28 protein-coding genes are annotated in these 26054 nt (G+C 38.7%); 23 read left to right on the forward strand and 5 right to left on the reverse strand.

Annotated elements, in window-relative coordinates; translation table 11 throughout:
* The 3 genes from J2S05_RS00705 to J2S05_RS00715 all read left to right on the forward strand — a co-directional run bounded on the left by J2S05_RS00705 (position 1) and on the right by J2S05_RS00715 (position 3258).
* Complete coding sequence (locus J2S05_RS00705; protein WP_306978968.1) at positions 1–1320, forward strand: amidohydrolase; 1320 nt, start codon at positions 1–3, stop codon at positions 1318–1320.
* A complete protein-coding gene (locus tag J2S05_RS00710) occupies positions 1317–2603 on the forward strand; it encodes a helix-turn-helix domain-containing protein (RefSeq protein ID WP_306978970.1) in 1287 nt (428 codons plus the stop codon). Before J2S05_RS00705 ends, J2S05_RS00710 begins: the two co-directional genes overlap by 4 nt.
* 100 nt (positions 2604–2703) lie before the next feature.
* A complete protein-coding gene (locus J2S05_RS00715) occupies positions 2704–3258 on the forward strand; it encodes a GNAT family N-acetyltransferase (protein ID WP_306978972.1) in 555 nt (184 codons plus the stop codon).
* Positions 3259–3266: 8 nt separating this feature from the next.
* Here the strand turns inward: J2S05_RS00715 and J2S05_RS00720 are convergent, their stop codons facing one another.
* On the reverse strand, positions 3267–4187 hold the full coding sequence (locus tag J2S05_RS00720) for a S66 peptidase family protein (RefSeq protein WP_306978973.1): 921 nt from the start codon (positions 4185–4187) through the stop codon (positions 3267–3269).
* Positions 4188–4264: 77 nt separating this feature from the next.
* On the opposite strand from J2S05_RS00720, the gene J2S05_RS00725 reads away from it, so the two are divergent.
* The 6 genes from J2S05_RS00725 (at position 4265) to J2S05_RS00750 (ending at position 11102) form a co-directional block, all read left to right on the forward strand.
* Entirely contained in the window at positions 4265–5683 is a 1419-nt protein-coding gene (locus J2S05_RS00725) for a right-handed parallel beta-helix repeat-containing protein (protein ID WP_370873588.1), read from the forward strand.
* A 162-nt stretch (positions 5684–5845) separates the two neighbouring features.
* Positions 5846–6601, forward strand: coding sequence for a DeoR/GlpR family DNA-binding transcription regulator (locus J2S05_RS00730; RefSeq protein ID WP_306978976.1), 756 nt, complete (start codon positions 5846–5848; stop codon positions 6599–6601).
* Between the two features lie 17 nt (positions 6602–6618).
* Positions 6619–7908, forward strand: a complete 1290-nt coding sequence (locus J2S05_RS00735) for a four-carbon acid sugar kinase family protein (RefSeq protein ID WP_306978978.1) — start codon at positions 6619–6621, stop codon at positions 7906–7908.
* A gap of 33 nt (positions 7909–7941) precedes the next feature.
* On the forward strand, positions 7942–8937 hold the full coding sequence (pdxA, locus tag J2S05_RS00740; protein WP_306978981.1) for a 4-hydroxythreonine-4-phosphate dehydrogenase PdxA: 996 nt from the start codon (positions 7942–7944) through the stop codon (positions 8935–8937).
* 79 nt (positions 8938–9016) lie between these two features.
* Positions 9017–10384 (forward strand): GntP family permease, encoded by a 1368-nt coding sequence (locus tag J2S05_RS00745; protein ID WP_306978983.1) that lies wholly within the window; start codon positions 9017–9019, stop codon positions 10382–10384.
* Between the two features lie 154 nt (positions 10385–10538).
* A complete protein-coding gene (locus J2S05_RS00750; RefSeq protein ID WP_306978985.1) occupies positions 10539–11102 on the forward strand; it encodes a hypothetical protein in 564 nt (187 codons plus the stop codon).
* 272 nt (positions 11103–11374) lie between these two features.
* On the opposite strand, the gene J2S05_RS00755 is transcribed toward J2S05_RS00750, so the two are convergent.
* Positions 11375–12442 (reverse strand): Rap family tetratricopeptide repeat protein, encoded by a 1068-nt coding sequence (locus J2S05_RS00755; RefSeq protein WP_306978986.1) that lies wholly within the window; start codon positions 12440–12442, stop codon positions 11375–11377.
* A gap of 149 nt (positions 12443–12591) precedes the next feature.
* Here J2S05_RS00755 and J2S05_RS00760 point away from each other — a divergent pair, with 149 nt between their 5' ends.
* The 5 genes from J2S05_RS00760 (at position 12592) to J2S05_RS00780 (ending at position 16721) form a co-directional block, all read left to right on the forward strand.
* On the forward strand, positions 12592–13530 hold the full coding sequence (locus J2S05_RS00760; protein WP_306978988.1) for a hypothetical protein: 939 nt from the start codon (positions 12592–12594) through the stop codon (positions 13528–13530).
* A 63-nt stretch (positions 13531–13593) separates the two neighbouring features.
* Positions 13594–14103 (forward strand): GrpB family protein, encoded by a 510-nt coding sequence (locus J2S05_RS00765; protein ID WP_306978990.1) that lies wholly within the window; start codon positions 13594–13596, stop codon positions 14101–14103.
* 127 nt (positions 14104–14230) lie between these two features.
* The gene (locus J2S05_RS00770) at positions 14231–15172 is read left to right on the forward strand and encodes an HD domain-containing protein (RefSeq protein WP_306978991.1); all 942 of its coding nucleotides are present in this window, start codon (positions 14231–14233) and stop codon (positions 15170–15172) included.
* A gap of 12 nt (positions 15173–15184) precedes the next feature.
* Positions 15185–15661, forward strand: a complete 477-nt coding sequence (locus J2S05_RS00775; RefSeq protein WP_306978993.1) for a GNAT family N-acetyltransferase — start codon at positions 15185–15187, stop codon at positions 15659–15661.
* Between the two features lie 427 nt (positions 15662–16088).
* Positions 16089–16721 (forward strand): class I SAM-dependent methyltransferase, encoded by a 633-nt coding sequence (locus tag J2S05_RS00780; protein ID WP_370873589.1) that lies wholly within the window; start codon positions 16089–16091, stop codon positions 16719–16721.
* A 100-nt stretch (positions 16722–16821) separates the two neighbouring features.
* Here J2S05_RS00780 and J2S05_RS00785 read toward each other — a convergent pair whose 3' ends face one another.
* Positions 16822–18054 carry an MFS transporter gene (locus J2S05_RS00785; RefSeq protein WP_306978997.1) on the reverse strand — a complete coding sequence of 411 codons (1233 nt, stop codon included), beginning with the start codon at positions 18052–18054 and terminating at the stop codon, positions 16822–16824.
* 149 nt (positions 18055–18203) lie between these two features.
* On the opposite strand from J2S05_RS00785, the gene J2S05_RS00790 reads away from it, so the two are divergent.
* From J2S05_RS00790 to J2S05_RS00815, 6 genes are all read left to right on the forward strand, one after another.
* Positions 18204–19892, forward strand: a complete 1689-nt coding sequence (locus J2S05_RS00790; protein ID WP_306981029.1) for an ABC transporter substrate-binding protein — start codon at positions 18204–18206, stop codon at positions 19890–19892.
* 24 nt (positions 19893–19916) lie between these two features.
* On the forward strand, positions 19917–20444 hold the full coding sequence (locus J2S05_RS00795; RefSeq protein WP_306978998.1) for a 2'-5' RNA ligase family protein: 528 nt from the start codon (positions 19917–19919) through the stop codon (positions 20442–20444).
* Between the two features lie 28 nt (positions 20445–20472).
* Positions 20473–21270, forward strand: a complete 798-nt coding sequence (locus J2S05_RS00800) for a nucleotidyltransferase domain-containing protein (protein WP_306979000.1) — start codon at positions 20473–20475, stop codon at positions 21268–21270.
* A gap of 91 nt (positions 21271–21361) precedes the next feature.
* Entirely contained in the window at positions 21362–21784 is a 423-nt protein-coding gene (locus J2S05_RS00805) for a MarR family winged helix-turn-helix transcriptional regulator (RefSeq protein WP_306979002.1), read from the forward strand.
* Positions 21768–22106, forward strand: coding sequence for a DUF3147 family protein (locus J2S05_RS00810; protein WP_306979004.1), 339 nt, complete (start codon positions 21768–21770; stop codon positions 22104–22106). The genes J2S05_RS00805 and J2S05_RS00810 overlap by 17 nt, the downstream gene beginning before the upstream one ends.
* A 66-nt stretch (positions 22107–22172) precedes the next feature.
* Positions 22173–22544 (forward strand): YybH family protein, encoded by a 372-nt coding sequence (locus J2S05_RS00815; RefSeq protein WP_306979006.1) that lies wholly within the window; start codon positions 22173–22175, stop codon positions 22542–22544.
* On the opposite strand, the gene J2S05_RS00820 is transcribed toward J2S05_RS00815, so the two are convergent.
* On the reverse strand, positions 22536–23087 hold the full coding sequence (locus J2S05_RS00820) for a nucleotidyltransferase domain-containing protein (protein WP_306979008.1): 552 nt from the start codon (positions 23085–23087) through the stop codon (positions 22536–22538). The genes J2S05_RS00815 and J2S05_RS00820 overlap by 9 nt on opposite strands.
* A gap of 80 nt (positions 23088–23167) precedes the next feature.
* On the opposite strand from J2S05_RS00820, the gene J2S05_RS00825 reads away from it, so the two are divergent.
* On the forward strand, positions 23168–23638 hold the full coding sequence (locus tag J2S05_RS00825) for a DinB family protein (protein ID WP_306979010.1): 471 nt from the start codon (positions 23168–23170) through the stop codon (positions 23636–23638).
* 1 nt (position 23639) lies between these two features.
* On the opposite strand, the gene J2S05_RS00830 is transcribed toward J2S05_RS00825, so the two are convergent.
* Positions 23640–24413, reverse strand: a complete 774-nt coding sequence (locus J2S05_RS00830) for a Cof-type HAD-IIB family hydrolase (RefSeq protein WP_306979012.1) — start codon at positions 24411–24413, stop codon at positions 23640–23642.
* 77 nt (positions 24414–24490) lie between these two features.
* On the opposite strand from J2S05_RS00830, the gene J2S05_RS00835 reads away from it, so the two are divergent.
* Positions 24491–25360, forward strand: a complete 870-nt coding sequence (locus J2S05_RS00835) for a GNAT family N-acetyltransferase (protein ID WP_306979013.1) — start codon at positions 24491–24493, stop codon at positions 25358–25360.
* Between the two features lie 27 nt (positions 25361–25387).
* On the forward strand, positions 25388–26050 hold the full coding sequence (locus J2S05_RS00840; protein WP_306979015.1) for a SagB/ThcOx family dehydrogenase: 663 nt from the start codon (positions 25388–25390) through the stop codon (positions 26048–26050).
* Positions 26051–26054 lie beyond the last annotated feature (4 nt).

A 26054-nucleotide genomic window follows, 5' to 3' on the forward strand; every position in this document is an offset into this window, starting at 1 on the left:
TTGAGACATATTTTACATACGTGGACAGGTATGATTGAACCTGAATTAAGAAGCTGGAGAAGAGATCTGCACCAAATGGCAGAGGTAGGTTTTTGTGAATATGTAACGACGTACTATATCTATCAAAAATTAAAGGACTTAAATTTTTCCTTATATATTGGACAAGATGCTCTGGATTCAAACGCGCGTTATGGAGTTCCAACGGATCAAGTGCTGAGGGAACATGAAGAGCGTGCTCTTGAACAAGGAGTACCAGAGGACTTTCTCGACCAAATACGTGGTGGGCACACTGGAGTAGTTGCTACCTTAGATACAGGAAAACCTGGAAAGCATATGGCGTTTCGTTTTGACATTGATGCCTTACCAATCGTTGAGGCAGATGAAATCGAGCATATACCGTCGAGTGAAGGGTTTCGGTCATTGAATGAAGGTATGATGCATGCATGTGGTCATGATGGTCATACGGCAATTGGACTTGGTCTTGCACGGTTCATTTATCAACATCAAGATCAATTGACGGGTTCATTCACGCTATTGTTTCAGCCTGCTGAAGAAGGAAGCAGAGGGGCCAATGCGATGGTCCAAAAAGGCTGGTTAGATAACGTCGATTTATTCTTAAGTGGTCATTTGGGTATCCAGCCTTTGCCTGTAGGCACAGTTGTCGCGGCTTCAACCAGTATCTTGGCTACCACAAAAATAGATGTCTCAATCACCGGTCAGACTGCTCACGCGGGAATGAGTCCACATGAAGGAAGAAATGCCTTGATTGCTGGTTCAGCAATGGTTTTGGCTTTACACGGTATTGCTCCTCATGGTGATGGGGTCACACGAATAAATGTCGGAAGAATGGAAGGTGGATCTGGCAGAAATATCGTGCCTGGAGAAGCGTTTTTGCAGCTTGAAACAAGAGGAACATCTACTCGAGAAAATGCCTACATGAAGGAAGAGGCCATTCGTAGAATTGAAGGAGCCGCTCAGATGTATGGTGTAAATGTGAATTATTCGATCGTTGGTGAAGGGATTTCTGCAGAAACAGATGACTATTGGAGAAAGCAAATTCCTCTAGTTTTAGCAAAAAGTACGGTGGTAAAACAGGTCCAATCAGAGCTTGCCTTAAATGGTTCTGAGGATGTTACCTATATGATGAGACGTGTACAGGATACAGGTGGAGCTGCTGCTTATTTAATATATGGCACACCCTTAGCCGCTGGGCATCATCATCGTCGATTTGATTATGACGAGTCCACATTAGCCGTAGCGGTTAACGCGCTTGCTTATTTAATCTGCGCGGAGAGTGGAGAAGGAGCTCTGCAGCAATGAACATCTGTATTGGTGTAGTAGGTCCGGAAGACTCTGTGCAGTTAATTTGCGATACAGCTTCTGACTTTGAAACCATTCAGGTCATACCATGTGCATATGCAGATATAAATGAAGTTCCGGATATAATAAATGAGCATAAAAATAAGGTTGATCAGTGGTTATTTTCAGGCCAAGCACCGTATGCATTAAGTCTAGAAAAAAGACTAGTAAAGGAAGAGTCTGCTTGGCAAGTGCCCCTTCACGGGTCTAGTTTACTTGGAACCTTTTTAGAAGCATTTACAAAGATGAACTCAACCTTTCACTCAATTAGTCTTGATACGATTTCTCAGACCTATTCTGATTGGCTCATTAAACGCTTCTCCCTAAGTCAATTAACGATTAATACGTATTCGTATATGGGTTATGTAACAGTCGAGGAGCTCATTGATTTTCATACAACATGTTATAAGACGGGTGAATCGAGTGTAGCATTCACGTGTATTCGAGCCGTGTATGAAGCATTAAGACAACAAGGAATCCCTTGTTATCGCATTACACCTTCAAGCCCGGATATTCGTGAAACGATTGTAAGGATTCAAGAACGAGCACAATTTCGCTATTATCGAAATGCTCAGCTTGCAATAATTGGTGTGGAAGTGTCTGATACAGCCAATTCACGAAAAGACGATATGAATTCGTATCGTCTTAAACACCAAGAACTTGTTTTGAGAAAGCTATTGCTTGAATATGCGGAGTCGGTCCAGGGGTCATTTATTGAGCAAGGTCATGGTCATTTTTCTATCTATACAACAAGAGGCGAAATCGAAGCTCTTGGATGGCCGTTTGACTTAGTTAAAGAAGCGAAACATGTGGCCAAATTAGACCTGTCAATTGGAATTGGCTATGGACAAACGGCAATCGGAGCAGAGAGTCACGTACAAATGGCTCTACAAATAGCTCAGCAACATGGACAAGAAGTGATTGTATTAGTTAATGAAGAGAAGCAGGTGACCGAAGCTTTTGAACAAGAAGAACCTCTGCTATATGAACAGGTTCAATTTAAGAATGAACACTCTAAGTCTGCGCTAAGTCCAGCTATGCTTTCACGGATTTTTGCAAAAGCCCATCAGCAGCAAAAAAGGTTTCTGACAGCTCAAGAATTATCCCAATGGATACAGAGCACGGAAAGACATGCCAGACGTATTCTTTCTGAACTAGAACGATCTGGTTACATTAAGCAAACGGCTGAAGAACAATCAGGTCATCGGGGTAGACCGAGGCGAGTGTATGAGATTATAAAATAAATAGTATCTAAAACCTACTCTTATGAAGTGGGTTTTTTTGCTCGGAAGTGTGCTTTGAATGGTATAATAAGAGTTAAAATCATCCAATTGGAGCGAATCTATGGACATTCATATAGAGCATAAAGATATATCATTAAGTACACTGAAAATGCAGGACGCAGAAGAGTTATTTAACCTAACGGAGCAGTCGCGTCATTATCTTCGGCAATGGCTGCCTTGGTTAGATCAAATCAAAAAGGTTGAGGATACACGGACATTTATTAAATATACACTAATACAGAATGCGGAAAATAAAAGTATAAATGTTGCCATTAACTACAATGAACAAATCGTTGGTATAGCTGGTTTTAATGAATTGGATTGGAACAACGGAATAGCTAAAATCGGCTATTGGTTGGCGGAAGAGTACCAAGGGAAAGGAATTATGCTACGTGTGGTAAAAGCACTCATAGACCATGCATTTTGCACGTTGAATTTAAATAAGGTAGAGATACGTGTAGCTGAACAAAATAGCAAAAGTCGAAACATCCCCATTCGTTTAGGTTTTGTAGAGGAAGGTTGTATTCGTCAGGCTGAAAAATTGTATGATCACTACGTAGACCACATTGTGTACGGGGTACTTGCAGCGGAATGGGAAAAACCAACGGAAAACTAGGGAGTAGCCTAGCTTACCGTTGGCTCGAGTATTGTAATGGTGGAGTTATTTGCATCAAGATTCACATTGGCTCCGATAGGAACCGCAGCTTTGTAAAAACCATGGGCTGTCTTAAGATTGGTGATAAGGGGTTTGCCAAGTGGAACAATAAAGCTCTCAATGAGCCCATCATAAGAAACGCCATAGGCCTCTTCACAATTTGTACACTCACCCATAATAATACCAGCAACTTGTTCAAAGGCACCAGCTTCTTTTAAATGACTTAAATAACGATAGACTGTGTTAATGGGTTCATGGGTTTCTTCTAATACAAGAATTTTCCCACTCGTGTCAATTTCATAATCTGTACCTAGCGTGTCAACAAAAGATGTAATGTTCCCACCAATCAGTTCACCTGTTACATTACCAGGTACTAAGCTAATGAGAGGATCCTCCGGAGGGTTGGTGAGTGGTTTCGATGGAATAGGTGCCGAAACGGCTGAGTAGAACTGATTAAAGTTATAGTCTGGTGTAGTAGGACGAAAATCAATTAATAGTAGACTTTGAAAGCTAAGTAAGTCTGCATATTGATACAGGACGTTTTGTAGAACCGTAATATCACTATATCCCGTTAAAATTTTCGGATTCTGCTTGATTACATCAAAATCAAGGAAAGGCAGAATACCAGCTACACCAACACCGCCACGTGAGGGCAAGATCATCTTTACAGAGTCATCATTAAACATGCGCATAAGATCAGCTGCTCTATCTTCAGCTGATCCAGCAAGGAATCCATCTTGTGCATACACATTTTCTCCGAAGATGACGTTAAATCCTAATGAACGCAAATAGTCGGCACGTGTGTTAATGACGGCTGGGTCAAGTGGACTGCCAAGTGTGACAATGCCAATCGTGTCTCCTTGCTGCAATGCAGCTGGTTTGTTAGCCATACGAGACAAGACCTCCTTTTTTTTATTTATTTGAAATGTATATGCAATACGAAGTAGAAAAACCATGTTTTCTTAAGGTGAGAGGAACGAGTTACGTGATAAAAAAGTGTGTAGGAATAAGTAGTATAGTAATAAGCTTGATTTTAACTGGTTGTGTTCAAGATCACTCAGATGAGATGTCTTCTAATGAACTTTATGTAGCGACCAATGGTAATAATGACAATCCAGGGACAATCAATGAGCCACTTCTAACACTAGAAGAAGCCACAGATCGGGCCGTTAAAGGCACAAACGTATTTATAAGAGAAGGTACTTATGATGAGCCTTTAATTGTTCAACACAGCGGAAGCTACTCTGAGCCGATTGTATTTCAGTCTTATCAAGACGAGCAAGTTCGTATAAGTGGGAGGACATTTCAGGATCATGAAGAAGACATGGAACTTGTTCAAATCGTAGATAGAAGCTACATTACAATAAAAGGGTTAGAGGTTTGTGATTTAAGCACAGATCGGGATGAGAAAACGATTATGGGTATTCTAGTGACTGGGGATAGCCAGCACATCCAATTGTTAAACAACCACATTCATCATATTGAAACTTATGCAGATGAGGGAAATGCACATGGAATAGCTGTGTATGGTGATCAACCTATATCCAATATTCTTATAAAAGAAAATATAGTAGAGGATTTAAAGCTTGGTTGGAGTGAGGCGCTTGTCCTAAATGGTGATGTCAGCGACTTTTTAATCACTGAGAATATCGTTCAACAAAATAACAACATTGGCATTGACCTGATTGGTTTTGAAGGTACGGCTTTTGACTCTTCATCTGATTTCGCTCGTGATGGGACCATTAGCCATAATCGTGTTCATCATAATTCAAGTTATGGTAACCCTAGCTATGGAAACAATTATAGTGCAGCCGGCATTTATGTAGATGGAGGCAGTGACCTATTAATTCAGGAGAATAAGGTCTATCAAAATGACATTGGTATTGAAGCCACATCTGAACATAAAGGGAAAGATGCAAGTGGGATTCAAATGATTCGTAACACGGTTTACGAGAATCACTATACAGGCATTTCAATAGGAGGCTATGACGAACAAAGGGGCGGTACAATCGACTCTGTAATAGCCGAGAATATTTTATATAAAAATGACACAAAGGAAATGGACGGAGCTCAGGTCTTATTTCAATACAAAGCAGTAAATAATTTAATCAAAAACAACATTATGACTACAAGTGATTCTGGTTTGTTTGTGAGTATTGAAAATGAAGAGAGTCTTGATAACACATTTACTGAAAACGTATATCATAAGGAAAGGAACAAACAGCCGATTTGGATCGTACAAGGAGAGCCTATCACTTCACTTGAGGCTTTCCAAGAAGTGATAGGTAGTGATGAACGGTCTATATATGACGATCCTGATTTTGTGGACGCAGCCCACTATCATTTTGAATTAAATGACGGATCACCTGCCAAATCTTTATGGTAAATTGATTAAACCTGTGAAGAGTAAACACTTCACAGGTTTTTTGTGCGGTATTTATGTTAAAATGAAACAAACAAACACATTTAATGTGAAAAACAATCAATAAATTGTTGACACATGTCGAATCGTGTTGTAAATTAACATTATAGGATGTGAAAAACGAACATGAATCCTAAATCAAGACGAGAACAAATTCAACAATTAGTAGAAGAACAGGGCAAGGTAGAGATTGATCAGTTAACAGAAGCCTTGCAGGTTTCTCATATGACAGTCCGGCGTGACTTAGCATTATTAGAAGAAGAACAGAAGTTGATTCGTACGCACGGTGGTGCGGTTCTTCCAAAAGCATTAGTGAAAGAAACACCTTATGTAAGCAAAGAAACAAAAGAACTGCAGGCCAAACGTTCGATCGCAGAAAAAGCTGTATCGATTGTTGGGCAAGGGGCAACGATTTTGGTGGATTCAGGAACGACAACACTTGAAATTGTACGCCTGCTCAAAAATCGCGAGGATGTCACCATTATTACAAACGACATTAAGATTGCAGCTGAATTAGTTGATGCAAAACCACGCTGTATTGTAACGGGTGGCGAGGTACAGCCAAAGGTAGGAGCATTATACGGGGCTCATGCTTATGATTTGCTGCGCAGCATACATGTTGATTTATTTATCTTAGGAGCTCACGCTGTTCATTCACATGTTGGAGTGACGGCACCAACTTTAGAAAAAGCGAAGATGAAGCAATTAATGATTCAAGCAGCTGAACAGACTTGGCTTGTATGTGATAGTAGTAAATTTAATGAAAAATCTTTTGCTCATGTATGCGAATTACATGAAGTAGAAGGTTTGGTGACAGATGATCGTCTATCTGATACTGAATTAGAAGAATTTCACCAAAATTGCGTTAAAGCACCTTTATAGATCAGGGGGAAGTTGTGATGAAAATAGGTGTGATTGCAGATGATTTAACAGGAGCAAATGCATCTGGCGTAAAGCTAGTGAAGCAAGGCTTTCAAGCAACCACAATTGTACACAGTGCCAATCTACCAACCAATGGTTATCATGATGTAGTCATTATGGATACGGATAGCCGTTATATGGATAAGGAGATGGCGCGACAGCGTGTAGCGAAGGCTATGAGCCAGTTAAAGGATTGGGGAGCCAGTGTTTTTACCAAACGAATTGATAGCACCATTCGCGGAAACATTGGAGAAGAGATAGATGAGATGCTGAGACACATGGATGAGGATGCCGTGTCTGTCATAGTTCCTTCATTTCCCGACTCTGGCAGAGTGACAACGGGTGGTTATCTACTCCTTGACGGCGTTCCGCTTCAGGAGACATATGTTTCAAAGGACCCTGTGGCACCCATTACTAAGTCATATGTTCCAGAATTAATTGCTGAACAGTCGACCCATCAGGTAGGCTACGTTGGGTTGAATGCTGTAATGGATGGACAAGATGTTTTTCTAGCTGCATTTACAGAGCAGATTAACCAAGGGAACAAGCTCATTGTGGTAGATGCAGTAACAAATGAACAAATTGAAGACATCGCTGATGCATTATCAAAGAGTGAACGACAGATTCTTTGTGCCGATCCAGGGCCTCTAACGGCAAATTATGCCCGTTCATTATCAAAGGATCATGTCAAAAAGGCAACCATCCTTGTATCAGTTGGGAGTGCAACAAGTCTCACGGGTACGCAGCTTGAATATTTAATTGAAAAAACAGGATCAACACCTGTTTATGTGGACCCAGAACCATTAGCAAGTTATACAGAGACCTGGGAAGCAGAAGTGGAGAGAGCAACGGAGCAAGCATTTAAGCAAGCGGCAACAAATCATGTGTTAATTGTGACGACACACAAGCCTGGACAAGAGCTCGTGGATCTTAAGGCTAAGGCAGCTATTGAAGGAAAGAGCCGTGATGCCTTAGCAAAACGAATTACCGATGGACTAGCGACGATAAGTCGAAAACTCTTAACGAACGAAGAACTCACCTTTGCTGGATGTTTTACTAGTGGTGGTGATGTAACCGCTTCAGTTTGTGCTTTAGGCCGGGCAAACGGAATTTCACTGAAGGACGAAGTGATGCCTCTAGCGGCTTACGGGACTTTTGATGGCGGGTACTTTGATGGTCTGCCAGTTGTCACTAAGGGTGGTTTAATTGGAGACAAAAAGGCCATCTATGAATGCGTGAAATTTGTACAGACAAAAGCAACAATATAAAAAAAGAACAGTATAAAAAAGGAGAGATTTTTTATGACAAAGCCAGTTATTGCAGTAACAATGGGTGACCCAGCAGGTATAGGACCTGAGATTACAGTCGGGTCGTTAGACAAAAAAGAAATTTATGATATCTGCACACCGGTAGTAGTAGGAAATGCTGATATTTTAGAAAAAATGCTTCCAGTTAAAAAAGCGGACCTAAAAATTAATCGGATCAACAATGTAAGTGAAGCTGTTGGTCAATACGGTACCATTGATGTGATTCATTTAGGTGAATTAAAAGGGTACGAGCTTGGAAAGGTAAATGGCGAGTGTGGCCAAGCAGCGTTTGATTACATTAAACATGCTGTAGAGCTTTGCCAGTCGAATCAAGCCCAAGCGATGGCAACAGCGCCTATTAATAAAGAGTCTCTTAAGGCAGCTGAAGTACCTTATATCGGACATACAGAAATGCTTGCAGGCTTTGCAGATATTGCCGATCCACTAACGATGTTTGAAGTACTGAACATGCGTATCTTCTTCCTAACACGCCACCTTTCTTTGAAGGATGCAATCGGACAAATGACGAAAGAGCGTGTCCATGATTACTTAATTCGTTGTGACGAAGCACTTAAGAAATTAGGAGTGGAAGATCGCAAATTTGCAGTGGCTGGTCTAAATCCACACAGCGGCGAAAATGGATTGTTTGGCTACGAAGAAGTAGATGAAATCAGACCAGGAATTGAATTGGCTAAAGCGGATGGAATTGATGTAGTTGGTCCAGTACCTGCGGATTCAGTATTCTATCAAGCATTAAATGGTCGTTATGATGCTGTACTTTCTCTGTATCATGACCAAGGACATATTGCTGCGAAAATGACCGATTTCCATCGTACGATTTCAATTACAAATGGTCTGCCATTCCTCAGAACGTCTGTGGATCATGGTACTGCCTTTGATATTGCAGGTGAAGGTCTTGCAAGCTCAGTCAGCATGGAAGAAAGCATTAAGCTAGCTGCGAAATACGCACCACATTTCGCGAATGCATAAGACACCGACGTAACAAAGCCGCCATCGCGGCTTTGTTATAACTGGAAAAATAAAGCGCTTACCAAAGGAGGAAAGTAGAATGGACGTATCAGGAACACAGATGATTATTGGTCTTGTTATTGCGATTGCCGTCTTAATCTTTTTAGTAGTTAAAACAAAGGTTCACGTCTTTTTAGCACTTATTATCGCAGCGTCGATAACAGGATTAGTAGGGGGAATGGCACCACCAGCAGTTGTAGATGCCATTACTCAAGGATTTGGATCTACGCTTGGTTCAATCGCAGTCGTTATTGGATTTGGTGTAATGATGGGACGAATTCTTGAAGTCTCTGGAGCGGCAGAACGCTTAGCTTACTCTATTGTAAAAGTTTTAGGAAAACGAAAAGAAGAATGGGCGATGGCTCTAACGGGATATATCGTGGCCATTCCGATCTTTGTAGACTCGGCTTATATTATATTGAGTCCACTCGCAAAAGCTTTATCTAAGAAGAGTGGAAAATCAATCGTTGCTCTTGCTATCGCATTAGCGGGTGGAGCTGTAGTTATTCATAGTGCTGTTCCGCCAACTCCTGGACCATTAGGAGTAGCAGGAATACTTGATGTAGATATTGGGTTAATGATCTTATCTGGTATGTTGTTTGCGATTCCCATTGTGTTTGTTATGGTTCTTTATGCAAAATGGCTCGGCAAACGCATTTATCAATTGCCTAGTGAAGATGGTTTAGGCTGGGTAAGACCGGAGAAAGAAATTACGATCGAAGACTGGATGGATGAAAAAGAAAGTAAAGATCTTCCTTCGTTACTTCGTTCAGCCGCACCAATTGTTGTGCCTTTGATTCTGATTTTTCTTAATACAACAACAACGGCATTAGAAATGTCTGGACCTGTTATTGAATACATTCAATTCTTCGGTTCACCACTCATTGCTGTCGGAATCGCTGTCTTAGTTGCAATTTATGGACTCTTTGGACATGTTCGTCGTTCGGATGCCCTTGATCGTATGGAAGAAGGAATCCAGCAGGCAGGTATCGTATTGCTTGTAACGGGTGCCGGTGGAGCATTAGGCTTTGTCTTAAGAGAAACAGGTGTAGGTGAATATATCGCCGAAATTATCGTTAACACAGGTATACCAGCAATACTATTACCATTTGTTATTTCAAGTCTAGTAAGACTCATTCAAGGAAGTGGAACAGTTGCGATGATCACCTCTGCGTCGATCTCTGCGCCAATTCTTGTAGGACTTGATGTCAATATGGTCCTTGCTGCTCAAGCAGCCGCTCTTGGATCCATGTTATTCTCATACTTTAACGATAGCTTGTTCTGGGTCGTTAACCGTACGATTGGTATTAAGCAGGCGAAGGAGCAGATTCTAGTCTGGTCGGTTCCAACAACACTTGCCTGGGTAACATCATTAATCCTTCTATTAATTGCAAATGCTATCTTTTAAATAGAGTTCTAGTGTAATAGGTGAAATGGACATGTCTATCATGTCTGTTTCGCCTTTTTATATTTGCGAGAGAATGTTTACGATTGGAATTGGAAGGATATGTGTACAATGAATGGAATAGATGAAACTAACCTTAATAAGGAGATGAGATACGATGAAAGGTTTTTTTCTCGTTATGTTCTTATTACTCTTAGCAGGCTGCAGCAGCCAGACGGATGTAACAATTGGGGATCAACCAGAAGATCCAGATCGCCCATACCCAGGAGCACAAACTATTGACGAAGAAAAGCAAGGTGAATTTCTCTATCGACTAGTTAGTTCAAAGGAAGAATATGAAGTAGGTGAACCTGTTGAGATTTATGCTGAGCTTGTGTATGAAGGAGATGAAGAGGATATCACAATTGGACACGCCAATTCACCATTTTACTTCCTTTTTTATGAGCACCTTCGCGGGTATACAGTTGATTACCCAATGCCAGAACCTTATATCACGACAGATCTGGAGCGAGATCAACCGCTAAGAGAAGATTATTCAGGTGCATCCGCACCAGCAGACGATGATCCAGATTATCAGTCATTTCTTAAACAGTTTCAAGAAAATGAAGGGTTACCAATAGGAGAATATACAGTGACAGGCCGAGCTGATTTTCAACTCGACGAAGAAACATCTACCTCGTATGAGATAGTGACTGAAGTTTCGTTTGTTGTTACAGAATAAGCAGTAGACAGTGAGATTAGAGAGGGTTGACCGAGAATCATGCTGGCGAGTTCACCACCTGAGGAAATGAAATGCTCAAAAAAGCGGCCATCCTGCGCGGAAAAATAGATAACTGCGCGAAAATCGAGTGTCAGTGCGCGAAAAGTGTAATTATGCGCGAAAACGGATAGGTTATGCGCGTAAAGATATAAAATTGCTCAAAAGTAGAAGGAAATGCGCAAAAAAACCATCCTAGGAAGATTCTTAGGACGGTTTGGAACTTCGAGATGAGATTATTCTCCTAAAGTATTCTGTTTAGTGTTCATTTGCGTAACTAACTTCATGTATTTTAGAGCAGAGATAAAGTCTTCATTTTCTTCATAATAAGAAGATAGGTCTTCTGCAATCTCCCCAGCATCAAAATAAAGTTCGTGTTCAATTAAAAGATTCAATCCACTTTCAACAAGCTCACGATTGTAGTGAACATAGAGATTTCTATAAACTCGGCATCGAGCTATGTACTCTACATCATTCACTTCCAGAGAGCGAGCCTCTACTTCCTCTAATAATGGAAGGGCAGTTGACAGGTTTCCAAAACGGAGGTGGAGAAAGGCTATATCACCTTTTGATTTCATTCCAAAAAAAGTTTCGGCATGATCTCCGGTTACTAATGCTTCTTCAAAATAAAACATAGCTTCATGATGTTTGTTTTGCTTCAGGCGATTTAAACCTAAACCTCTTAGTAGCAATGCACGAATTCTGGGGTAATCATAAGACTCTGCTAAAGCCGTTTGGTATTTTTGCTCTGCTTTGATAAAATCCCCTAATTCGGTGTGAATGGCTGCAAGAAGTAGGTACCCATTTAAAACTTTGTTTTTGTACGCTTTCTCTGTTTTAAAGATGTCCATTGCTTTTTCCATGTAAGAGGATGCAAATAAATACTGATTAATTCGGTAATAGCCATCAGCCAAGCGTAGGTAAAACTCAGCCTGTTCATATGGATCAGATACTTGCTCTAAATATTCTTCTGCCATTCCATACATTTTAGTCGCAGATGTATATCTTGCTGCATAAAATTCGTTTTGACCATTCATAAAATAATACATATATGTTAAGTAAGGTTCTAAGGTGTCGTTTGAATGTGTTATCTGAGTGTCAGGTTCTTCAATAAGTACATTGTAGCGAAACTGGAGTAGCGAATAATAGGCAATCACTTTGTCATCGGGTTCCATCACTTTAATCATATCTTCCACTTCAGATTTAAGGATTGTCGCACGATTTGAGTCACTGGCTATCATACTGCCATACCATTCTGCACATTTTGAACCTACAATAATGCCAGGTAACATAACGGTTGTCATCTTTACACCTCCATAACTCCTTTATCGGCTTAAGTATTATAGCTTTTACACTATATCACAGTATCTATTTAATTTAGTTATCATTTCCTTCTTGTGAACTAGTTTTAAAGTCTGTTACTCTTTTAAAAGAGATAAAAGGAGGAAGAATGTTGAAGAAACTACTAGTAACTTCATTTACTGCCACACTATTAATCATAACTGGCTGTAATCAACAAGGCTCTGAGGAGCTTAGGGCAGGAAACCACGGATCTAAAGGGTTGGCTCAGGAAAGAGAAAAAGAAATGCTTGTTCTTAAGGATGAGGAAGAGGAGAAAGAGCAAGAGGAACAGGAAGAACAAGAAACGGAAGACGAGGCAGTAGAGGAAGAGGAAGAAAGTGAGAACAATGATGAAGTAACAGAAGAAAGTGTTGCAGCTAAGAAAACAGAAGAAGAAAATGAGAATTCGGATTCGACGGAAAAGCAAGCGGATGAAAAAGAGGAAAAAACTGAACAAAAAGAACCAGAAGAAGAAAAGCAGGAAGAGGTTGAAGCAGAGCCGGAACCGGAACCAGAACCAACCTACGAATCGATTTATCATAATAGAGGAGCGTTTGCCGTTGATGGTTCAACTGGCGCCACTGTACATAATGGTTCAGGAAATTTCACGATCGAAGCATCCCTCAATAACATTCAAACACTAAGCACAGGACCTGTAATGGTTCAGCTTAAAAGTGCTAGTAAGGTGAGTGGAGATGTAACGGAGCAAAGCCTGGCAGGTGTAGCTGGTGATTATGTGGAATATATACAGCTGGATGCTGTTGTTACAAACACAAGCAGCGATCCTATTACGTTCCATATTGATAATACTCGTTTTGAATCAGGCGGTCAGACATTTTACGCCCACGAGATGTTTAGTGGAGCAGGTAAAGGTTACGGTGATTTACAACCTTATACTGAGCACCATATTACACTCATCTATATGATAGATAGCATGAATCTCAAGGATATTTACTCGATTTATGGAGTGACAGATGCCCCGGTAAATCAAAACACAGGAGCGAAGGTTGGAGACGCAGTTAACTTTAATTTCTCATTTAGTGGAGCATAAGTAACAAATTTCACGTACCGTACTAAATAAGTTTTAGTTTTATTTCATAAAGCGAGGGCGATTATGACTAAAGCAGAAACCTTCCACATCAATACAGTAGACCAAGTTGTTTTAAAACGAATGCTCACAAAACATAAGAAACAGATCCAACTTTTGGTTCCTGAGGCTGACATTCATCATATTGGCAGTACGGCCATTGATCATGCTATGACAAAAGGTGACATTGACTTTCAAGTCCGAGTTAAACAGGAGCAGTTTCAATCGGCCAAACAAGCTTTATTGACCCTTTATCAAATCAATACAGGGAGCTCACAAACATCCTTTTTTTCTGCGTTTGAATGTATTGATGAGCTTCCGATAGGCATTCAATTAACTGTGATTGACTCAGAGATTGATCATTTCTGGAAGCTCACAGAATATCTAAAGGTAAACCCGGATATTCAAGCAAAATATAATGACTTAAAGCTTTGTTATGAAGGTAGATTAATGGATGAGTACCGTGAGAGAAAATCTATATTTATCGAAGAGATTTTGGAGTCAAAATCGTTTAAAGACTTCGCAAATCGTTTATAAGTGATTAAAGCAGTGGGGGATCACGCTCACTGCTTTAAATGACATGTGCGTATCTCGAAATACATCGAGAACATACCTATATCTTTTTTCAGAAATCAATCTCTTTCTTGATAAAGGAGTATGTACTATGAATGTCTTGTGTGAACCACTCTATCCCGACGTCCACCCCACCTCTTGGGAACTAGATTTAATCCAATCTACGTACCTTCGACGCTTAAAACACCTAGCTCATTATGGTGCAGGATCCTTTGTTTCACCAGTTACTCATTCACGGTTTGAACATACAATCGGTTTTTGGAAGCTAGCTGCTTATTTTTTTCCTGAAGACCATGTATTAAGAGCTTCGGCACTTTTACATGATGTCGGACATCTCCCGTTTTCACACGCTGTGGAGAGAACCTTGGGATACAATCATCATCAATTGACGATCAAATACATACAAAGCAAAGACATCAGTCATCGGCTGAAAAAAGCAGATATTTCAATAGATGATGTTTGTCATTTGCTCACTAATCAGTCTCCTTTAACTGGAACAGATGTAATATTAGGTTTGGATCATCTAGATAGCTTTTTTAGAGATACCTATATGATGGGTGATCTAAATAAAAAACCAGCTGAAATGCTGACAAAGCTCACATGCACAGAGAAAGGCATCTCAACCGATCAGAAGACTGCAGAGTGGCTTTTGTCCATCATTGTAAGAGATCACACGTATATGCATTCACCGATGTTAAAAGCCGCTGATCGATTACTTTCAGAAGCCGTTCACCTTCATTGGTTCTCTGTAAAAGAAGATTTTTCATTTTTAATAGATGCACAAGTGACTGCTCAGTTAATTCACTCCTCAAATGCTAAAGCTCGTTCCATTATCCAAGCGCTTTTATTTGAGCCAAGTCGCATTCGGGTTTCTGAGAATATAACAGGAAAAGGGCTAACAGTGCCTAAAGGCAAAGTCTATCTTAAGCTACCTCTTGTAAACGAGGAAGAAATAATACATTCAGAACAGGCAAGTACCTTTGGTTCAGAGCTTGAGTCTTTGCTAAAAGAATATGAAGTATTCATAAAGTAGAGGTGGGAACACATGTTGATTCGAAACGTACGTAGTCATGATCAAAAGCAAATCCTATCAGCTGTAAATGAGTGGTGGGGAGGTCGAGATATGGCTCATATGCTGCCAAGTCTATTTTTCCATCATTTCACGGAAACTAGTTTCATTGTGGAAGAAAATGAAAAGATGATTGGCTTTCTTATCGGCTTTCTCTCTCAAACAAATGCGACTGAGGCCTATATTCATTTTGTAGGAGTCCATCCTAATTTCAGAAAGAAACAAATTGGTTCCACCCTCTATCGTACTTTTTTTGATTACGTTCATGAAGAGGGCCGAAAAACGATTCGTTGTATCACCTCCCTAGAAAACAAACTCTCTATTACCTATCATCAACACATGGGATTTGAGATTGAGCCCGGAAATAAAGTAGTGGATGGGATCGAAGTGGTCGCTAATTACGATGGTCCAGGAAAAGACCGAGTCCGTTTTGTAAAGAATCTATCACTATGAAGGTTTTTTAAATCACTTGGAGGGTTATCTATCATCACATTTATTAAACAAGCAGTAACTGTCATCATTATATCTATTCTATTGACCGCGATAGGTAGTGTGATGTTTCAATGGTTTGGCCATATATACGCGTACTTTACTAATCATGAACCATTTCGACTTAGTATTGAATTTGATGCCATGATTTATTTTATTCTCTTAATAGGTCCTTTTTTTATGATCTTTTGCCTCGTTTCCTTTCTCATTTATAAAGCCATTGTATTTTACGATACTCATCTCAATCCAAAATCAAATAGGAGCTGATTAGATGGATGATCATCAGCAAATGCTTAAAGTAAATAAAGACGGCTGGGAAAAATCAGCTGAACGTCTTTTTGGACGTACTGCCTTACCTTAATTCGGCCCGCACGCGTATCGTGAAGATCAATTGCAATTGTTCGGTAAAATTGAAGGTAAAACAGTCTTAGATATTGGCTGTGGAAGTGGTCATTCACTTTTATATATGGGGAGTCGAGGAGCAAGTGAGTTATGGGGCATGGATCTATCTTCAAAACAAATTGAGGCGTCTAAAGGAGTATTAGCACATCAAAAAGCGTCTACATATTTGTTTGAATCGCCTATGGAAGAAAATCCAGGTATCCCACATAATTATTTTGATATTGTTTATTCGATCTATGCACTAGGATGGACGGTGGATTTGAGTCAAACATTACAGCATATTAATACGTATCTAAAGCCAGGTGGAACGTTTATCTTTAGCTGGGAGCATCCCTTTCATGACAGGATTACATACAAGGATGAATCGTTCGTTTTGACTAAGTCCTATAATAAAGAGGGGCCTGAATGGAATGAAGCATGGCATCTTGAGGTACTTATCTATCATCGGAAATTAAGCACGTATGTGAATACGCTTATTGAAAATGGGTTTATGATTGAAAAAATCATAGATGAAGTGAATCCATATGAGAGAGAGCCATCGGAAGATCCAAGTAAATGGTACTCCTCACAAAAAGCCGAATGGATTCCTTCTACTTTTATTATTAAGTCTAAAAAGGTGTAAATGAATAAATGCCCTGTAGTTTTATTGAGCTGCGGGGCATCTATTTTTATAGGAAGATAAATGTAACAACAATAAGGGTGACATGGGTAAATGAGTGTGCTTAAGGAGACATAATTTTTCGTTCAGTCAATATTTCTGGCTCAGTCTTACCTAGCGCTCGAAACCTTACAACAGCTAGTAAGGAAGCGACGGCTAAAGTCAGAAAGATATAACGAATATTAATGAGTTCCGATAAGATCCCAGTTAAAAATCCTGCGAGTGGTAACGAAGCCAAACTAATCATCATCATCATTCCGTTTACTCTACCTAATATGTGTGTTGGTACAATCTGTTGTCTATAGGTTTTGTTTAAGACATTAAACATGATGACTGGTGCACTTTGTATGGCAACGCAAAGCATTAACGTAAACCAATTCAAACTAAATGCGATACCTATAATGCCAAGAGCACTGATAAATAGATTGATGACCATAAGATTTATTGGATGTTTTCTTTTACCAATCATATTAACGAGTACGATTCCTGCAATTTGTGCAATTGCTGCGCCAGCGTACACCCAGCCAATTTCTGTAGAGGTTAATCTTAATTGATCACGAGAGAAGAACACTAACATACTCACTAGAGCTCCATTTGCAACATTTACGACAAAGATTAAGATGGTCAATGAGCGAAGTACTTTATGGTTCCAAAGGTAAATAGCGCCCTCCCAGAGAGAGTGCCAGGAAGTTGTTTTTATAGCGCCAGCTTGTTTTTCTTTTAGGAATTGAAGCAAAAGTAGCGATAAGATAATTGGAAAGTAGGTTACTCCTACAATGATAAATACAGGGTAAATTCCAAACTGACTAATCAATATTCCAGCTATCATACTGCCAAATAACACTGAACTTGTATCAATAAATTGAAAAAAAGAATTAATACGCATAAGCTGGTTACGCTCAAATAATTGTGGAATGACCGTTCCATTTGTTACGTTAAAACATGCACCGGCACTTGCAATAAGAAAGCCGAGGACATAAATAAAGCCAATCTCTAGCCAGTCGAAATAGTGTAATAAAGGGATAAAAAGAACCAAACAGCCTTGGATTCCAGCGCTTACGATCATTATTTTTTTTCGAGATAACCGATCTGCAAGCATCCCAGCGATAGGAGATATGAAAATAAGGGGAAGTGTTTGGACTAAAAACATGATACCCATGGTTGCAGCTGATTGAGTTAATTCATAGATGAGCCAGGGGATGGCAATGAGATAGACTTTATCTCCTAACTTAAATAATATAGTACCTAAAAAATAGGCAAGCACATTTCGATTCTTTAATGCTGATCCTTGAATCATAGCCTCTCCTCATTTCCATCAAGTGTGGATCTATTTCCATTATCTTCTTTCCTTAAAGAGGTAAAAAGGGTAGAATTATGGTGAAGATGTCCCCTTTTAAAGAGAGGTGATTGGAGTTGGAAGAAAGGTATTTAAGTTTGAGAGCCTTCTTGTTTAGCAAGGAGCAAAAGATGACAGTGGAAGTAACGCTTGAAGAGATTGAACAGATTTGGTTCTGTACAAGAAGAAATGTGAAGCGGGTCCTGAAGCAGTTAGAGGCAAAACAGTATTTTCAATACATACCTGGAAAAGGTCGAGGAAATCGATCAGTCTTGATTTTTAACCACTCGTTCCAAGAAGAGATCGAAGGTTATATTAAAGAATGTGCAGAACAGGATAGACTCGATAGGATTGCGTATGTTCTTAGGTTACCAATTCCAAAGGCATGGATTATTCAACATTCGACTGACATACAGCATTTGCTAGGTTTTAAACGAAACGAAGATGCGAAGGATATTCTTTATACATTTAAAAATAGAGAAATTTCTACGCTTGATCCGTTAAAGGCTTCCATCGCATTAGAGGTGCATTTGATACAACAATTGGGTGATACCTTAGTTCAATATGATTCAATAAACGATGAGATTAAGCCTCACTTGGCACATCATTTTCTGATAGATGAATCAGAGACAATCTATACTTTCTATTTACGTAAAGATGTTCACTTTCATAATATGGATAAGGTAACAAGTTCAGATATTGTCTTTACTATTAAACGGTTACAATCAGAGAGTCGTGCATACGCATGGCTTACGGATTCAATCCAACAGATAGTATGTGAGTCACCACACAAAGTCAGTATCTATCTAAAAAAGAAGAATTCATTATTCTTACGGCTTTTATCTACACCCTCATTTTGTATTCTCCCAGAGTCCTCACCAAATAACGAAGATGAATGGATTGGAACCGGTCCTTTTATCTTGAAAGAACGTACAAAAAATAAACTAATACTGCAAGCATTTGGCCATTATTTTAAAGAGCGGCCTTTGATTGATGAGGTTCATTTTTATACCGTGTCTCAAGTGGCAGCAGATACCCTTTACCTACAGGCTGACCAAAGTGAAAAGCTAACAGAAACGTCAGATCATACGCTTCGAGACCTTGGTTTTGTATATTTTTTATATAACCAGCAGCAGAATACACTCTTACAGAATCAATACCTTAGAACCGCCCTCTACCACCTAATTGACGTTCCTAAAATGGCAGCTGAAGTAGACTTAACGATCCTTGAAGCAAGTAGTTTCAGTGAAGACCGTTCAATACCATCTATAAGAGATCAAAGTTATATCCCGACACTATTAAAAAAAGCAAACTACCAGGGTGAGGAATTGAGTTTGGCCCATCTAACAAATGAGTGGTCCAAAAAAGAGGTCAAATGGATGATCAAACATGCTTTGAGCTATGGAGTAAATCTAAAATCAATACCGATCTCTCATCAAGATTTTTATAAACAAGACATTAGCAATAAAGTAGACATTTTGTTTATGAAGCTAGTCTTTTCTTACGATAAACATCTTGCATTCATGAGTGCCTTTAAGAATGAACAGTTACTAATGATGCGTTTCCTTCCGAAAGATGCCCAATCATTCATGGAAGAGCAATTGTCTCAATTTGAAGAGTCATATTCCTACGATAAAAGGGAGCAAATCATCATGAACACAGAAACGTATTTAAGACAGAATCACCACATCAACTTTCTATATCACCCAGTAATCACAAGAACACTCGATCCGATCATTCAAGATGCCACACACCACTCATTTGGTCATCTTGATTTTTCGAAATTGTGGTTGCCGTAAAAAACAAAAGGAGGGAAGCAGACTATGAGTTATTTTATAGGCATTGTTCCTCCTGATCATATATTGAAAACGATCATCTCACTTCAAACAAAATGGAAAGAGAATCAGATTATACATGTTGCTGAGCCACATATTACTGTAAAAGCTCAGAGTGGGCTAACTAATGATAAAGGTTGGATAGGAAAGATTAATGATATCGGTACAAATTTCAAGCCTTTCTTAATTAATTTAGGTAAACCAGATTTTTTTGGAGAAAGTGTTTTATATCTAACTGTTGAATCAAATGATATAAATGAATTACACCAGACAATTATAAAAACGTTGTCACCAAATCCTGATGATCTTGTTAAATATTTGGAGGGAGAATTATATATACCCCACCTCACCCTAGGTCAGACACAATTTGGAATGTCGTATGAAGAGCTGAAGAAGATGTATCTAGATACTGAGAAATTTGAAAAGTTTTCATTTGAGGTTAGGTTTCTGAGGATATATGTTGAAACAAACAATGGAAGATATGAGAAACTTATTGATGTAGATTTATTAGGATGAATTACTATGAAGTAAAGGCGGGCTAAGCATGATGCCATCTAAAATCGGAACGGATTCAGAAGGGTTTATTATAAATCCTACTTCATTGAAAAAAGTTCAATCTGAATTTAAGCCTGTTATTACAGCAATTATTAACGTAGTAAACAAGGTACTTAAGAATAATGTACATAGCATGTATCTTTATGGGAGTGTTGGCAGAGGTGAGGCGAAAGTTGGAACTTCAGATATGGATGTAACGGTTATCGTTCATTCACCACTTTTAACTCAGGAGAGAGCGTTACTTTCTGCTGAGACTGATCGAGCCATAGATCAATTAGGGAAAACAATCACTAAAGTCGATTATGACATTGGCACTTTAGAAGAAGCTTTAGCACCAGTTTATTTATATGAATGGGGTTTTTGGCTTCGACATATGTGCACTTGTATAAGCGGTTCAGATATAAGTCAGCAATTTCCTAAAATGAAACCAACTGAGACAATCAGCAAAGCATTAAATAGAGATTTTGCTGGCGATCTTAAGCAATTTAAAAAAGAACTTACGGATAAAGATGTATTTCTTTCACAAGTAAAGAAGAGATCAATGGTCAAAAGAATGATTAGGGGAATGTACCTAACTATCAATACACAAGATCAAAGCTGGTCAACAAAAAGCATGGAGAACCTAATTATATTAAAAGGACATTTTCCTGATGAAGAGATCTTTAAAGAACTAGAGGAATTATTTGAAGCTGAAGGGGACTATCCAATTGAGAGTATACTTGCTGTTTTAGATCATTGCTTAAATTGGTTCCATCATAGGGTATATAGACTAAATGTAATAGATTAAGCAAGAGTGAAAATAATATCACTCTTGCTCTATCTTTATTTATGTCGTATGTTACGATATAATCTTATTGTACGATATAAGGAGTGAAAACATGAAAACTGAAATGAAAGAATTGAATCATCTTTGGACAGATATTTATTATCAGATGCGCTACAATCATCATGATAATATCACCCATCAAAGTGTACGGATTTTGCAGGTTATTGAAAAAGAAAAAGATGTGGGCGTTAAAAAGATTGCGGAAAAAATACAAGTGTCCCACAATACGGCTTCAGAACATATAAAACGGTTGATGGAACGAAAGTATGTTTACAAAACAAGAAGTAAGGTAGACGAGAGAAAGGTTATTTTACTAATAACAGAAGAAGGTCAAAAGGTACTTCACCAGCATTCAAGTTTAAGTGAAGAAAAGCTACAGCATGTTTTTGAGATCATGACAGATCAAGAAAAAGAAATGGTGTTAACGGCTTTTAAGCTCATGAAAGAAAGAATAGATCATGTATACCCTATTTAAAATCATACTGTCTGCGACTGTTATTGCTGTTATTACAGAAATTGCTCGAAGGTACCCTGTGCAAGGGGGGAAAATAGCCGCCCTACCAATAGTTAGCCTTCTAAGTATTTTTTGGCTTTATGTACAAGGTGAGACAATGCAGTCTTTAAATCAATTTGTTATGGGAGTTCTTTGGGGTTTGCCTGCTACCATATTAATGTTACTTATCATTGCTGTATCTCTTCATTTTTCTCTAAACATTGTGATTTCAATTGGACTAGGGATGTTAGGATGGACCATCTTATTGTTTACGCAGGATACGATGATAAAATTATTTATTTAATAACTAATTGAATGTATTACTTGGAATCTAATAGTAACAGAAGAAACGTTAAAAGGGAGCTAAATCGTGAGTCATAAACATGCACTAGAAGCTTATTTAAACGCAACAAATACTCATGATTTTAAAGAAGTTGCTAAGCTGCTTCATCCAGATGCAATCTATTGGTTTACTGATAAGACTTGCGATTCGCAGAAAGCTATTGAACAGTACTTCAAAAACAGTTGGGACCTTATTAAAGAAGAAGTCTATTCTGCCTCCGATATTCATTGGATTACATCGTGTAAAGAAAGTGCTACTTGTATGTATACCTATCATTATCAAGGCTATTATGAGGGATCATTTGTTTCAGGCAGTGGCAGGGCGACGAATGTGTTTGTTTTCATAAAAAATGAATGGAAATTAATACATGAATATTTGAGTAGCTTTGTTTCATCTTAAAATCCATGTCTTGATCCGATTTTGCAATGATGTTGGAAGTGGTTGCTCTAAAGCTTTTTGTAGCAACTTGGGATTTTCTATGCCATGTTTCAAGAAATGCTCTTCGATACCGTTTACTTTACTTTGACGATTAGGCATAAGTGAGTACAGGACATACCATTCTTCTAATGCGCACAGAGGAACAGCTGTATTCTGCAATGATACGTGTGTAGTAATGGAAGATTGGTCAAAAGGACAGACATACAATCCTTCTGAATGCTTTACGCCGAAATTAGACATGAGATCTATACCGATATCACCGAGAGAATATTTTGCGAAATGAGTAGAGGAGAAGATCAAACTACTTGAGGTGAGATCTATTTCTCTGGCTAAAGAATTGAGAATCTTCTTCACAGAGGCTGCATCCCTCTCTGATACCAAGAGGTCAATATCATTTGGATTATGGTCTATTCCACGTAGAGTTAGCATGAGGGAACCACCTACTGCCCAGGTCAGGTTCTCTTTTTGTAGTGATATAGTTAGTTGCTTTAAAGTTTCTAGCATAGACATCTCCTTTTTGAACAAAAAATGATTGTTTAAGAACATTTGTTCTTATATAATTGTATATAACTAGGAGGGATTTAATGAACAGCATTGATTTAATTATACTTAATTTAGAAGAAGTCAGAAGGAGAAGCATCAAAGTTTGGATGGCCATTCCTTTTGAGAATCTTAATTGGAAACCAGATGATGATGCCTTATCATGTATTCAGATGATTAGACACGTATTAGAAAGTGAGCACTATTACCATCTTGCTATTAATAACAATGGGGACTTACCTTCTTTTGATTCTCCATATGAGAAGAGACCCTACAAATCAATACAAGATGAATTAGACTTCGCAAAAACATATCGTCAAGAGTTCATCCAAACGATTCGATCTTATTCGGAAGAGGACTTAGTTACGATTAAAATTGATCGATCGGATAAAGGATATATAAGAGATCTAGGAGACATGTTATTACGCGTTGCTTATCACGAATCGGTACATACTGGTCAGCTATTAGATTATCTTAGAACAAAGAATGTACCTCGACCCGTTATCTGGGACTAGCTTAGATTAACCCATGTTTTTTTAATGCATAATGGACGCCTTCTTCACTAGATTTTTTCGTCACAAAATCAGCGACTGATTTTAGAGCATCATGTGCATTGCCCATTGCAATGCCTAAGCCTGCTAATGCCAACATTTCTATATCATTTTGCCCGTCGCCAAATGCGATGGCCTTATCCGTAGTAAGTCCAAAAAATGAAAGAACTTCTTTTACTGCTAATGATTTATTTACATCGTGTTGAAGAACGTTGCAAATATACGGGTGCCATCTACTAAAAGTAAGCTGAGGAAACTGAGCTTCATAGGGCTTAACCATATGATGATCTGCATATAGGCACAGTAAATAAACCTCTTTTGTGTGAATGAGTTTATCTATATATGGATACTCATCTAACAATAATGTGTCTTGTAATGCTGATTGGATCTCCTTGCTTTGTACCCCGTTCATACTAAATGAGTCTGTAAAAAAAGAAAGACCAGAACCCTGTTGCTCTGCGTATTCAATCACCTCTGCCAAAATTTGTTGATCCATTGGACATTTATGTATAACCTCATCCCCATGCTTCACATAGGCGCCATTTGCCGTTATAAATGTTTGTATTCCAATCTCTTTTAACTCCGTACACATAGATAAAGGTCTGCCGGTAGCTGCAACTACATGAATACCCTTGTGTAGAAGTGTTTGAATGGCCTGTTTTGTAAGCGGCGAGATGCTGCCATCTCGATGATCTGTTAATGTTCCGTCTACATCAAAAAATACGATTCTAAATGACATCATCAACACCCTTTTTGAGTTTATCTACTATCAAACTCTATTTATACCACTTATGATAAAATAAGGGAATCCATCTTATGAAAAAGGAGTTTACTTTGTATACTTTAAAAAAATTAAGTCATGTAGATAGTGAGAATCTCATCAACTTATCTACTCTAGTAGGTTGGGATTACGATGAGCAGGAAATAAATACTGTGTTTAACGCAGGAGAAATAATTGGTTGTATGGATTCAGAAGATCGACTTTTAGCATCCGCAGCCATTATTCAATACAATCATAAGACGTTGTATTCTATCGGAATGGTTATTGTTCATCCTGATCACAGGGGACTCGGTCTTGGACGAAGAGTTACTGAATCTTGTTTAGATGCTGTATCCAATAATGATAGACCGGTTATGCTTATAGCAACTGAACAAGGAAAGCCACTTTACGAAAAAATGGGATTTAGAGTGATTAATTATGTACATAAGTATACATGTCTAACCCCCAAAGCGTTTAGATCTGAAGAATGTTCACCGTTAATTTTTCTGTATAGAAAAGAAGATTTTCAGTCGGTTGTTGCAATAGATGAACAGGCCTTTGGTGATAAGCGTGAGTGTTTTTTGGATAGTCGAATTAGGCAATCAGAAAAGTGCGTAGTTCTGAAAAATAATGAAGGTGAGATCACAGGCTATGGTATGGCAATTCAGACACCTCAAAACTTAATTTTAGGCCCAATAGTAAGTGAGAGTAACGATCAGGCAATTACGTTAATGAGTGAGCTGTTAAGAGGATACAAAGGAAAGGTAAGAATAGATGTAGTACAGAAACATGAAAAGATCATTCGATATTTAGAGATGATCGGCTTTACTAAAGTGGCTGAACCACCTGTTATGGCATTAAATCATGCTGCTTTTCCTAAAAGGAATGGCTATTTAGTTGCAATTGCCGCTCAGATTTTTGGTTGATCACTAAACTAGGAACAGGAGGATAAGATGACTACATATTTTACTACCTATCATAAGGAATCTAATTGGCCACCAATGAAGAAGCCAATCAACTCATTACATGATCAAGAGAATGTTCATTATCCAAATTCTCTTGATTTGAATTATAAACAGGTAGAACTAGATTTAATGGGGGCTCTTAAACGTAGAGAATCAGCGAAAGACATGCAGATTGGCGAATCGATGGACAGGCTCAAGCTAGGCACATTATTAAAATGGTCGATAGGGGATATGGATGGAAAAAGAATGTTTCCTTCAGCAGGTCATTTGTATACGATTACATGTTTAGTAGTGGTTAAGCAGCTGAATGGTGTGAAACCTGGAATCTATGAATACACACCAGCAACTCATTCTCTTGGATGGCTCTGTGCGTATCAAGAGATCGACAATGCGTTTGTACAGGATGGGATTGATTTTAATGTATGTTTAGTTCTTGGGACAGACTTTAAAAATGTTAGTAAACACTACGGTGAAAGAGGCTATCGATTTAGTCTTCTAGAAGCAGGACATATGATGCAAAATGTGCAACTAGTAGCTGCGTCAATAAATGTACGTGTGACTCCAATAGGTGGATTTAAGGATAAAATAGCTAACGAATTTATTCCCCTGATGGATTTCAAAACGATTTATTTGGTGCCGGTAGGGGAATAGAATT

Origin of the sequence: Alkalicoccobacillus murimartini (assembly GCF_030813245.1) — a bacterium.
GTDB lineage: Bacteria > Bacillota > Bacilli > Bacillales > Bacillaceae_D > Alkalicoccobacillus > Alkalicoccobacillus murimartini.